At 55.9% G+C, this 12,210-nt stretch carries 9 protein-coding genes; 4 read left to right on the forward strand and 5 right to left on the reverse strand.

Annotated elements, in window-relative coordinates:
- Positions 1–148: 148 nt before the first annotated feature.
- Complete coding sequence (locus EV680_RS01275) at positions 149–493, forward strand: hypothetical protein (RefSeq protein WP_132952394.1); 345 nt, start codon at positions 149–151, stop codon at positions 491–493.
- A gap of 54 nt (positions 494–547) precedes the next feature.
- Here the strand turns inward: EV680_RS01275 and EV680_RS01280 are convergent, their stop codons facing one another.
- The 3 genes from EV680_RS01280 to EV680_RS01290 form a co-directional block, all read right to left on the reverse strand.
- Entirely contained in the window at positions 548–1,789 is a 1,242-nt protein-coding gene (locus EV680_RS01280; protein ID WP_132952397.1) for a calcium-binding protein, read from the reverse strand.
- A gap of 246 nt (positions 1,790–2,035) precedes the next feature.
- The gene (locus EV680_RS01285) at positions 2,036–2,779 is read right to left on the reverse strand and encodes a UDP-2,3-diacylglucosamine diphosphatase (RefSeq protein ID WP_132952399.1); all 744 of its coding nucleotides are present in this window, start codon (positions 2,777–2,779) and stop codon (positions 2,036–2,038) included.
- A 3-nt stretch (positions 2,780–2,782) separates the two neighbouring features.
- A complete protein-coding gene (locus EV680_RS01290; protein WP_132952401.1) occupies positions 2,783–3,133 on the reverse strand; it encodes an arsenate reductase in 351 nt (116 codons plus the stop codon).
- 152 nt (positions 3,134–3,285) lie between these two features.
- On the opposite strand from EV680_RS01290, the gene EV680_RS01295 reads away from it, so the two are divergent.
- The 3 genes from EV680_RS01295 (at position 3,286) to EV680_RS01305 (ending at position 6,050) form a co-directional block, all read left to right on the forward strand.
- The gene (locus tag EV680_RS01295; RefSeq protein ID WP_132952403.1) at positions 3,286–3,936 is read left to right on the forward strand and encodes a hypothetical protein; all 651 of its coding nucleotides are present in this window, start codon (positions 3,286–3,288) and stop codon (positions 3,934–3,936) included.
- Between the two features lie 221 nt (positions 3,937–4,157).
- A complete protein-coding gene (locus EV680_RS01300) occupies positions 4,158–4,412 on the forward strand; it encodes a hypothetical protein (protein ID WP_132952405.1) in 255 nt (84 codons plus the stop codon).
- Between the two features lie 39 nt (positions 4,413–4,451).
- Positions 4,452–6,050 (forward strand): YdgA family protein, encoded by a 1,599-nt coding sequence (locus EV680_RS01305; RefSeq protein WP_132952407.1) that lies wholly within the window; start codon positions 4,452–4,454, stop codon positions 6,048–6,050.
- Between the two features lie 611 nt (positions 6,051–6,661).
- Here EV680_RS01305 and recD read toward each other — a convergent pair.
- Complete coding sequence (recD, locus tag EV680_RS01310; RefSeq protein WP_132952409.1) at positions 6,662–8,401, reverse strand: exodeoxyribonuclease V subunit alpha; 1,740 nt, start codon at positions 8,399–8,401, stop codon at positions 6,662–6,664.
- A 90-nt stretch (positions 8,402–8,491) separates the two neighbouring features.
- Positions 8,492–12,085, reverse strand: coding sequence for a bifunctional proline dehydrogenase/L-glutamate gamma-semialdehyde dehydrogenase PutA (gene putA / locus EV680_RS01315; RefSeq protein ID WP_132952411.1), 3,594 nt, complete (start codon positions 12,083–12,085; stop codon positions 8,492–8,494).
- Positions 12,086–12,210 lie beyond the last annotated feature (125 nt).

Here is a 12,210-nt window from a genome sequence, read left to right on the forward strand (position 1 = left end):
TTCCTTGTTGAGATAGCAAGGATAGTAAGGCCGTCTGAAAGAAAACAAAAAGAATCGTTTTTGCTTTGTTTATGGTGTTTGGTTATATGGCCGCCAAATCAAGTCAATATAATGTTATGATGTAACATTTCTAAACGGATTCACTGCCATGAAAAAATATCTGCCCATCCTGCTGATGGCGGCAATGGCCGCCTCTTTTCCCATGGCCGCATCGGCCGACAGCCGCATCGAGCGGCTCGAACGCCAAGTAGCCGAATTGAGCGAACGTGTGCGCCAGCTCGAGCAGCAAACCCGGGCGCAACACATTATTATTGAAAACCGTCAAAGCAAAGCGCCGGTGTATGCCTGCAATGTGTCAGTGTTCGGCCACAATTACGAGGGCACCGCCACCAACGAAGGCCTGGCCCGCCAACAGGCCCGCAAGGCTTGCGCAGCCGAGCAAAACGCCATGTTTTGCACCGACCGCGAGATCAAATGCCGCAAATATCCTTAAAGAAAAAAAGGCCGTCTGAATATTCAGACGGCCTCTCGCATCAAACCGGGCAGATTAAATCAAGCCGTGGGTTTGCGGAATTTGCTCTTGGATGGCTTTGGAAATAGCCGAGCTGTCCCAAGAAGTGTTGGTTTCGGTAAACGAGAATTCTTCCAGGCGGTAGGCGCTGCCTTTAAACCAGTTTTCCACGGTTACGCTGTTTTTCGAATCCACAGTAATCAGCAAATCGCTGCCGCTGCGGCTGAAGCCCAAATCGGAAGCTTTGATACCTTCGCCAAACTGCAACACATCATGGCTCTTGCCGGTGCTGTCGTAATCGCAGATGATGTCGCGGCTGTCGCACAGGTCAAACACATAAGTGTCGCTGCCCTCGCCGCCGTTGAGGTAATCGTTGCCATTGCCGCCGTCGAGGTAATCATCACCGTTGCCGCCGTAGAGCTTGTCGTTGCCATCTTTGCCAAACAGCATATCGTTGCCGTCCATGCCTTTGAGCGTATTGTTGCCGCTGTTGCCGGTAATCACGTTGTTCAGCTCATTACCGGTACCATTGAGATTTTGATCGCTCATCAAAATCAGATTTTCAACATTGTCGGGCAAAGTATAGTCAAGGAAAGAGCGCACGGTGTCGGTGCCTTCACCGGGCAATTCGATGATTTCATCAGGCTCAAACTGAATCATGTAGATATCATCGCCCTTGCCGCCATAAAGTTTATCGTGACCTTGATTGCCATTGAGGTAATCATTGCCGTCTTGGCCATAAAGCGTATCGTTGCCGTAGCCACCGTAAATGGTGTCGCCGTTGGCGCCGCCATACACAATATCGTTGCCGTTACCGGCATAAATCACATCAGCGCCTTCCAAGCCGTAAATGATGTCGGCGCCATCGGTGCCGTAGATGGTGTCTTTTACTTTAGTGCCGTAAATCGCGCCCAATTCATCGGGTTTGGGATTTCTGATTACATTGCCCGGATCTTTATCAACACCGCCAAAGCTGTTGTCCGGATTGTCATCGGTGCAATCCACGCAGGGTTTCGGATCGGGTTTAGGTTCAGGTTTGGGATCAGGTTTCGGTTTGGTCGGCGGGCACAAATAAACCGGCAGAAAGCATTTGAACAAGGCACCGAAATCAAAGCCGAATTTTTTCGGCGGGCAATTCACCACCACCGGCTTTTTAGGCGGGCACCATGAGCTGCCGCCGCCATAAGAATAGCTGCCACCCGAGGGGTAGGAAATGCCGCCCGAAGAAAACTTCGAGCCGCCGCCAAAGGAAAACGACTTCGCGCTGAAATAAAACATGATATCTCTCCAAATTAAGAATAAACAACCATCGCCATCACGGAAAGACCAACCCTTTCCGAATCGCGCCCAGTTTAATTCAGTTGGAATAAAATCAGCCCGCCACAAGAAAAGCGGTTAAATAACTTGACTAGCGGTAGTTTCTTAATTTGTGCAATATTTTCTTAAATTTTCTGTAAAAATAGCGTAAAAAACCACCCGAGTGATTATCGGGTGGTTTTTTTATAGCTGATGGCTCAAACAGAATCAGGCATGCAAAAGCGCCGTTTCGATGCGGCCGTCGGCATGCACGCTCAAATAGCCGCCGGTTTCGCCTTCCCAATCTTGCAGCACATAGCGCGTGAGGGTGCGACCGTCGATTTCATGCGTGTGCACCGCCGGGCGGTGGGTGTGGCCGTGAATCAGCACCTCGATATTTTGGCCGGCGTATTTGCCCAACAGCGCCTGCACACCGGCTTCGGTGGCATCGGAAATTTCGCTTTTGCCCTCGGCGTTTTTTTTGGTTTCGCTCATCATGCGGATCTGCCCCGCCAGTATGCGCCGCTCGGCCAAAGGCTTCATCAACACAGCCGCCTGCCACATCGGATTGCGCGATTGAGCACGAAATTGCTGATAAGCCACATCATCGCTGCACAATTCATCGCCATGCACCAATAAATAAGGTTTGCCGTAAAGCTCGGCCACAAATTGCTCGGGCAGCAGGCGGATGCCGCTTTCGGCGGCAAATTTTTCACCCAACAGAAAATCGCGGTTGCCGTGCTGCACAAACACCGGCGTGGCCTGCGCAAAATCCGCCAGCGCCGCCTTAATGCTTTGGATAAACGGCCCGTCGTCGTCGTCGCCCACCCACACATCGAAAAAATCGCCCAAAATATAAAGCGCATCGATTTTACCGCGCCAATCTTGCAGCGATTGGAAAAACAAAGCATTCAATTGCGGCACATCGGCCGACAAATGCAGATCAGAAATAAAAATGGTTTGTGTGTTCATGGTTTATTTTTTAAAAACAGATTCATAAAGAGCCGCTTGAAAGCCTGCATAAAAGCGGCCGTTTTGCGAGAGCACCGGGCGCTTAATCAGGCTCGGTTGCGCCGCCATCAGCGCCACCGCGCCCTCGCGCGTGGCAGCTTGCGCTTGCTGCGCCTCATCCAACTTGCGCCAAGTGGTGCCGCGCTTATTGAGCAGCACCGCCACATCGATATCGCCCAACCAGGCTTCAATCAGATCAGGCGCAGGCGGCGCTTTCTTGAAATCGACAAATTCGGCGGCTATGCCGTGCTCTGCCAGCCAATTGCGGGCTTTTTTCACCGTGTCGCAATTGGGAATGCCGTAAATCGTGGTCATGTTTTGCGCTTTATTCTTTCAGACGGCCTATTGTAAGGGCAGCGGCAAGGTTTGTCATGGCTTCGTGTAAAAAGCTTGGAAACGCGCCTGAAAAAGGCTATGCTTTTGGCAGCGAAACCCAGCTATCCCACTTTAAGATTATGGAGAAAACCATGCCCCGTTCCGCCCCCATCGCGCTGGCCGCCGCCCTGCTTTTGGCCGCCTGCTCCAACGGCAATCAGGCCGGTGACGCGCAATTCAAAAAAGCCATCAACCAATATGCCGAAGAAAACGGCGTGTGCCTGCCCTTGGCGCTCAGCGTGCAAAGCCCGCACGATGGCGGCGCACAAATCGATGTGCGCTTGGGCGCGCCGCAAATTTTGATTGCCGAGCAGGATTTTAACGGTGAACGCATCAATCAAAACGTGTTGGCGCAGATGCGTGTGCTCGATAAAGAAGGTTTCTACAAACGCAGCGGCAGCGAAAACCTGCCCCTGCCCGATGGCAAAGGCAAAATCAAAATCAGCGCCTATGAGCTCACCGAAAAAGGCAGCGCCCAAAGCCGTGCCGGCGCACGCGGGCCGCTTTTCTGCATCGGCCGCCTGAGCGTGGAAAAAATCAATTGGTATACCGAGCCGACACCGGCCAACGGCGTGACCCTTTCCAAAGTTTCCTACGAGGCTGAGTTCAGGCCGGAAAAATGGGCGGAAAAGCTGCTGGAAAAAGGCGGTGAGTATTGGCCGCAAGTCGATAACACCCGCACCCAAACCGCCACGCTGGTGCAAACCAACCAAGGCTGGCGCGATATCCGCGAGCTTCAGTAATATCCATCCCCAAAGATAAGCTTGCTGTGTTATCTCGCCTAGGATCTGTTCACATTTCATCCGTGCGTAAGATTTTGAGCGCAAAAGCGCGCTTGCAAAGCGAAAAGCACAGCAAGGTCGGACACCTTGCGAGCATTTTCAACGCGGCAGGCGCGTTTTTGAGCCAAAAGATTGCCACGAGATGAATTGTGAACAGATCCTAGAATACGGAAAACAAACCAATGCCGTCTGAAAAAATGTTTCAGACGGCATTGGTTTGTGATGCGCACGATAATATTTTGTTTTCACAAAGCGAATCGCGCCTGCGTTTGCCATGCTGCCAGCAGCCCGCCACCTTGCATACCACACCTAAAAAAACAACCCAAAACGTTATCCCGCCTTGCAAACTGACTTTTTGGGATGGCTATCATTTTTCAGACGGCCTGCCGCATCAAGGCCGTCTGAAAAGCACACGCAAAGACAAAGCGGCGAAATAATGCTATGCTTGCCGCTTTATTTCTACCCTGTTTGATGCAATGAAAAAGCTCCTGATTGCCCTTGCCGCCATTGTGATTGCCGCCTTGGCTGCCGTGTTGCTCGTGTTGCCCGATTATCTGGGCAAAAAAGCCGAAGAGAGCTTGGCAGAGCAACAAAAGCTGCTCAGCCAAGCCAGCTTTCTCACCGTGGAATCGCACCGCTACGAGCGCGGTTGGTTCAGTGCCACCGAAACCACCGTGGTGCGCCTGAAGCCCAGCCTGCTGCACAATATGCAGCAATATCTGCCCGACAACCTCAAAACGGTATTGCAAGAGCCGATCACCATCATCAACCACGTCAGCCACGGCCCGTTTGCCGGCAGCCTCACGCCCGTGCGCGCTCGTGTGCGCACCGAATTCCAATATCAGCCTGAAGCGGCCAAAGTGCTGGCGCGCTTTTTCGGCGCACAAGCGCCCGTGCAGATGAACAACACCGTTTATCTCAATGGCGCGGGCGAAATCGAATTGAGCGTGCCCGCTTTCGATTACGAAGAGCTCTCCGGCATCAAGCTCGTGTGGCAAGGCCTGAGCGGCACCACCGCTTATGAAAACGGCTTTTCCGCCTACAGCCACGACTACAGCGCCCCGCTGGTGCATGCCAAGCTGGCCGACCAAGGCGATGTGGTGCTGGAAAAGCTGCACATCCGCAGCCACACCGCCGACGGCAGCAACCGCCTGTCATTGGGCGACAGCAGCTTCACGCTGGGCAAATTCTCGGTGCAATGGAAAGAAGGCATCGATTACAACGTAAAGCTCAACGAATTGGTGAATTTGGTCACCAATCTGCAAATCGGCGCCTTTATCAACCCCACCGGCACCATCGCCCCCTCGCAAATCGTGGTGGAGCAATTGCAGTTTGACACCCAAACCGGCGAAGCCGGCGAATGGATCAACAGCGAAGGCCGCTTCCGCTTCCAAAACCTCACCTACGGCAACGAGCACTACGGCCCGCTCGATATCCACATCGCCGCCGAGCACCTCGATGCCAAAGGCCTTTTAGCGATTAAAGACAAGCTCGCCCAAATCGCCGGCACCGAAATGAGCGACGAAGCCATTCAGGCCGAGCTGATTCACACCGCCAAAAACGAAGCCTCCAGCCTCTTTACCAACAACCCGGTGCTGAAAATCAACACCTTCAGCTTCAAAATGCCGCAAGGCACGGTGGAGGTGAAAGGGCAATTGAGCTTCAACGGCCTCAGCGCCGCCGATATGAACGACTTCAACGCCATGATTCAAAAAACCAGCGCCACGCTCGATATGCAGGTGCCGCAACAATTGCTCGAGCAGCTGGCCATCAGCCAGGCCGGCAGCATTTTCAGCGTGAATCCCGAAGACGCCGCCGCCGGCCGCGCCAGCATGGAAGACATCAACGACACCTTGCGCCTGATGGTGCAAAGCACCATCAACAGCATGCAGGCCGATGGCTATGTTGATGTGAAAAACGGCAATGTCCACACCCTGCTCGATTTGGCCGGCAACACGCTCAAGCTCAACGGCAAAGTGTTTGAAACCGAGCCCGAGCCCGAATTCAGCGAAGCCGATTTGCTGCCCGAGCAAGAGCTTGCTGCGCCGCCGGCCGAAGCTGCATCGGCGCCTTAACGTGAGTGAGGCCGTCTGAAAAAATAAAGCAGGCCGTCTGAAACCTTTCAGACGGCCTGCTTTATTTTTAAGCCATTTGCTTATGTGCACAATTGCAAATTTCAGCATTACCCGCATTTTTTTCAGATGGGCAGGTTGAGCCAGGCCGCCAAGGTTGTAATGCCAATTCAAAAAAATAACCTTACAAAATAAAAGCAGTTCGGCAGCATCATCCGCGTAGGTCGGATTCTCGAATCCGACGTTTGGCCATCGGCCAAAGCAATGTGCGTGTCTTGTTCTGCGAACAAGTGTCGGATTCGAGAATCCGACCTACAGGCTGCCCGTTTGTATATTATTTTTTTGAATTGGTATAAGCCAAAGTTTTTCCAAGCAATTGATTTTATAGTGGCATACAAGAAAAGCGACACGAAACGGCATGCTGCCACAGCGCAGGTTGGATTGATAAACTCAGAGTTTCAGACGGCCTGTGGATTTGTTGGGTTTACAACCCAACCTACCCGCCGTATCACTTTTCTATGCATTTCACTATGTAGAGCTGTTTGGGTTTTGTTGGGTAACGCCTGCTGCAAACACACAGAGGCCGTCTGAAAGCTTTCAGACGGCCTCGCACCTCATTCAAAACGCTGCATCATCATTTCGCGCAAAGCGCTGCGCCGTTGCGCATTCAAGCCGCAGGCCGTCTGAAACACGGCTTGGCTGCCGCAAAACACAAAGCGTTCGCGCGCGCGGGTGATGGCGGTGTAGAGCAGCGCCTTGTTCAAGCCTGCGCCGCTTTCGGGCGGCATTTCCACCGACGGCGGCAGCAGCCACACTTCACGGTATTCCGAGCCTTGGCTTTTGTGCACGGTAATCGCAAAAGCCGGGCTGTGTGCGCTCAAGCGGCTCAGCGGAATGCTGCGGTAGCCCTCGGCTGCGGCAAACCAGGCGGCAAGTGCGCCCGCATTCTCTTTATCCGGTAGCACCAAGCCGATGTCGCCGTTGAACACATTGAGCGCATAATCGTTGCGCTCTATCATCACCATCTGCCCGGCAAACCACGGCACATCGGCACGGGCGCGGCCGTGGCGTTGCAGGCATTGCCGATAGGCCTCGTTAAACGCCGCCGCATCATCGCGCCAAGCCGCCAGCACCACCGCATCGGCCTGATGGGCAAAAGCCGCTGCCACATCGCCGCCGGCCACCGCCTGCCAATAATCCGCGTGCAAAGCATACAAAGCCTCGGCCTGCTCGCGGCGGCTGCCCTGCCACACGCCCAGCGCTTCGGGAAAGCGCGCAAACTGCGCCCAAGCCAGCGCCGCATCTTCCGCCACCACCGCGCGCGCCAGCGAGCCTATACCGCTTTGATCATCAAAGCGGTGGCTCACCACAAGGCGCGCCACGTTTTGCGACATAGGCGGCGGCGATAAGGCCGTCTGAAAACCGTGTTGCGGCAACATAGCCTGCAATTGCGCTGCCGCGTTTTCACTCAATAAAGTGGGCTGCGCCAACGCCGCCAACACCGCACCTGCGCCCACCGAAGGCAGCTGGTTTTCATCACCGAGCAATACCACGCGGCAGCCATCGGGCACGGCACGCAAAAGCTGCAACAGCAAGGCAATATCCAGCATCGAAGCTTCATCAATAATCAGAATATCCAAAGGCAGCGGCTGCTCTTCATTAAATTGCGGGCGCATTTGCGGCGCACGCAACTTTAAGAGCCGGTGCACGGTTTGGCCTTGCAGCTGCAACAAATGCTGCTTCACCGCAGCGGGTGCATCAAAAGTGCCCAGCGCCCGATGCAGCGCGCGCGCCATATGCGCCGCCGCTTTGCCGGTGGGCGCGGCCAGCGCGATGCGCGGCAGTTCGGCGCTTTGGTTGCACAGCAGCGCCAAAAGCTTGGCCACGGTGGTGGTTTTGCCGGTGCCGGGGCCGCCGCTGATGAGCATAAACGCTTGCAGCAGCGCGAGCGCCGCCGCATCCCTCTGCCCTTCGCTGCCCGCCTGTGCAAACCAATCGTGCAAATCCTGCCCCGCCTGCAACCAATCGGGCGCCGGCAGCTTAGCTTGCGCCAACCGCGCGATTTGGGCGGCCAAATCACGCTCGAGCTGCCACATGCGCCCCAAAAACAAACGCCGCTCCAGCAGCACCAGCGGCGTGTTGCCGCCACGGCTCACCAACGGCGCCGCTTCGGCCAAAGCCGCTGCTTCTGCCGCGCTCAGCCAAATAAACGAATGCCCGTCCGCCAAAGCGGCAAACAGGCGCGGCACATAAGGCACGGCCAGTGGCGCCGCTGCGGGCGCATAGTGTTGCAAAAACGAGCAGGCCGCATCGGCGGCGGCCTGGTTTAAATCAGCATCTGAATGAACAGTCATCGGCAGATTCCATTATCGGCAAAGGCCGTCTGAACGCTTTCAGACGGCCTTTCATTATAACGTTTTATCACGTTTCAAACTGCGCGAGTTTCACCCTTCCGCCATCGCCATCAGGCTGGCGTTGCCGCCGGCTGCGGTGGTGTTGACGCTGCGGCTGATTTCGTCAAACAGCGGCAACACATCCACGCCATCGGGCATCAGCAGCACTTTCACCAGCGCACCGCGCTGCGCCGAGAGCTGCATTTTGATATTGGCGGGCAGATTTTCCAGCGCCACCACATGGCTTGCACCCGCAAACGGCGTTTCGCTCACTTCCAGCCATTGGCCGGCATGCTCCTGCCAAATGGCCAGCGGATGCACAGGCAGCACCTGCACGCGTATGCCTGATGCAGCCAGGCGGATCAGCGCGGCAAACGCCGTTTCCAAATCACCGCCGTAAAGCCACACGCGCTGCGGCGCATGCCAGCTCAAGCTGTTGCGCTCGCCGGTGGGGCCGGGCAAAGGCATTTCGGCCTGCCGCAAAGTGTGCACGCGGCTCTCGCCCAGCACAGCGGACAAGCGCACTTTGGCATCGTGCCCAAAGCCCATTTGCGCCAGCAGGCTTGCCATGGTTTGCAAAGCCGCTTCATCCGCTTCGCCCGTTTTGCTAAGCGGAGGCATCTGCCACGGCGCGCCGGCGCTCAAACGTTGCAGATAAAAAGAGCCGCCGGCTTTGGGGCCGGTGCCGGAGAGGCCGTGGCCGCCGAAAGGCTGCACGCCCACCACCGCGCCGACAATATTGCGGTTGACATACACATTACCCGCTTCGATGCGGCGGCAGATGTGTGCCACAGTGCTGTCGATGCGGCTGTGGATGCCGTGGGTGAGCGCAAAACCTTTGGCGTTGATCTGATCAATCAATTCATCCAGCGCGCCGGCCGCATAGCGCACCACATGCAGCACCGGGCCGAACACTTCACGCTGCAATTCATCAAGATTGTTCAATTCAAACAGCACCGGCGCCACAAACGTGCCCTGCTCTGCGCCCTCGGGCAGCGCGATTTCATGATGCGCCCGCGCCACGCTTTTCATTTTCTCGATGTGCGCAAGCAGGTTTTGCTGCGACTCGGCATCAATCACCGGGCCGATATCGGTGTTTAACAACGCAGGATTGCCCACACGCCATTCATCCATCGCGCCTTTAATCATGGCAATCATGTGATCGGCCACTTCTTCCTGCACACACAACACGCGCAAGGCTGAGCAGCGTTGGCCGGCGGAATCGAAAGCGGAATTGAGCACATCGGCGCACACTTGCTCGGCCAGCGCGGTGGAATCGACAATCATCGCATTCATGCCGCCGGTTTCGGCGATTAATACGGGGCTGTCTTCACGGGCGGCAAGATTGCAGTTAATCAGCTGCGCCACTTCGGTGGAGCCGGTGAAAATCACGCCGTTGATGCGCGCATCTTGCGTGAGCGCCGCGCCCACATCGCCCGCGCCGGGCAAGAGCTGCAACACGTTGCGCGGCACGCCCGCTTCGTGCATCAGCCGCACGGCAAAATGGGCAATCAGCGTGGTTTGCTCGGCCGGCTTGGCCAGCACCACATTGCCCGCCGCCAATGCCGCCGTCACTTCGCCGGTGAAAATCGCCAGCGGGAAATTCCACGGGCTGATGGCGGCCACCGTGCCCAGCGGCGCGCGCGCGGCGCAAGTGGTTTCGGCTTCATCGGCATAATAGCGGCAGAAATCCACCGCCTCGCGCACTTCGGCAATCGCGTTTTGCAGCGTTTTGCCCGCTTCGCGCACGGCAAGCATCATCAGCTCGGCCATATTGGCTTCAAAACGCAAAGCCACATTGCGTAAAATTTCAGCCCGCTCAAACGGCGTAACCGCCGCCCAAGAAGCTTCCACGCTTTTGGCCGCCGCCACGATTTCAGCCACATCTTCGGCCCGCACAAAAGCGGCCGTGCCCACAATATCGCTAAAATCGGCGGGGTTGCGCACCGCTTGCGCCGCGGCCGCCTGCGCATCTGTTGCGAGCAGCGGCGCGGCGGCATCGGTTTGCTGCACAGCGGCATTCATTTGCACTTCCAGCTGCTTCAACACCGCTTCATTGCTCAAGTCCAGCCCTTTGGCGTTCAGACGGCCTTTGCCATACAAATGACGCGGCAGCGGCAAAGCGGCATGCATTTTGCCCTGCGTGTGCGCAGCGGCATCGAGCGGGCATTGCACCAAATCATCGATGCTCACGTTTTCGTCTACGATTTGGTTTACAAATGAAGAATTTGCGCCGTTTTCGAGCAAGCGGCGCACCAAATAGGCCAGCAGCGTTTCGTGCGTGCCTACCGGTGCATAAATGCGGCAGCGGCGGCCTAGGTTTTGCTCGCCCACCACTTGGTCATACAGGGTTTCGCCCATGCCGTGCAGGCATTGGTGCTCGAAATCTTTGCCCAAGCCCATTTGGTAAATCGCCGCCAAGGTGTAGGCATTGTGGGTGGCAAATTGCGGAAACACCGCATCTTGCGCCGCCAAAAGCTTGCGCGCACACGCCAGATAGGAAACATCGGTGTGCACTTTGCGGGTGTAAACCGGATAGCCCTCAAGGCCGTCCACCTGCGCCCATTTCACTTCGCTGTCCCAATACGCGCCTTTCACCAAGCGTATCATCAGCTTTTGTTTGTTGCGCCGTGCCAAATCCACCAGATAATCAATCACAAACGGGCAGCGCTTTTGATAAGCCTGCACCACAAAACCGATGCCGTTAAAACCGGCCAAATCGGGGTCGGACACCAGCGCTTCCATCAAATCGAGCGACAATTCGAGCCGGTTGGCTTCTTCGGCATCGATGTTCAAACCGATATCGTATTGTTTGGCCAATAAAAACAAATCTTTCAGGCGCGGCAGCAGCTCTGCCATCACGCGCTCGTGCTGGGCGCGCACATAGCGCGGATGAATGGCGGAAAGCTTCACCGAAATGCCGTTGCCCTCATACACGCCCGCACCGGCGGCATCTTTGCCGATGGCGTGAATGGCGTGCACATAATCCTGATAATAGCGATCGGCATCGGCCTGCGTCATCGCCGCTTCGCCAAGCATATCGAATGAAAAACGGTAGCCCGATTTTTCGCGCTCTTTACCGTTTTTCAGCGCTTCTTCAATGGTCTGCCCGGTCACAAACTGCTTGCCGAGAAGGCGCATGGCATAATCCACGCCTTTGCGTATCAACGGCTCGCCGCCCTTGCCCACCACGCGTGTGAGCGCCGAGCCGAGGTTTTGGCCGCTGTTGGCCGCGGTGAGTTTGCCTGTGATCAGCAAGCCCCAGGCGGCGGCGTTGACAAACAACGACGGGCTGTGGTTGAGATGGCTCTGCCAATTGCCGCCGGATAATTTATCCTGAATCAGCTTATTGCGGGTGGCATTATCGGGAATGCGCAGCAGCGCTTCGGCCAAACACATCAGCGCCACGCCCTCTTCGCTCGACAAAGAAAATTCGTGCATCAGCGCATCCACGCCGCTGGCCTTGCTGCGGTTAGCACGCACCTGCGTCACCAAACGGCGCGCCAGTTTTTCGGCGGCGGCTTTTTCATCGGTGCTCATCTGCGCCTGCACCAGCATATCGGCCACCGCCTCGGCTTCATCGCGGCGGTAGGCGGCGGTAACGGCATCACGCAATGCGGATTGGCTGTGGGAAAAATCAAACATATTCATCCTCTATCATCTTTCATCGTGCAAATCGGCGTGGCCGGCAAAGTGCTCGGCACGATTCGTTTATTAACATCAGCATATCAGCATTCGGCAGATAATTTGCATTTTTATCTTTATCCGCC

The sequence above is a fragment of the Uruburuella suis genome, from assembly GCF_004341385.1.
In the GTDB taxonomy this organism is placed as follows: Bacteria; Pseudomonadota; Gammaproteobacteria; order Burkholderiales; family Neisseriaceae; genus Neisseria; species Neisseria suis.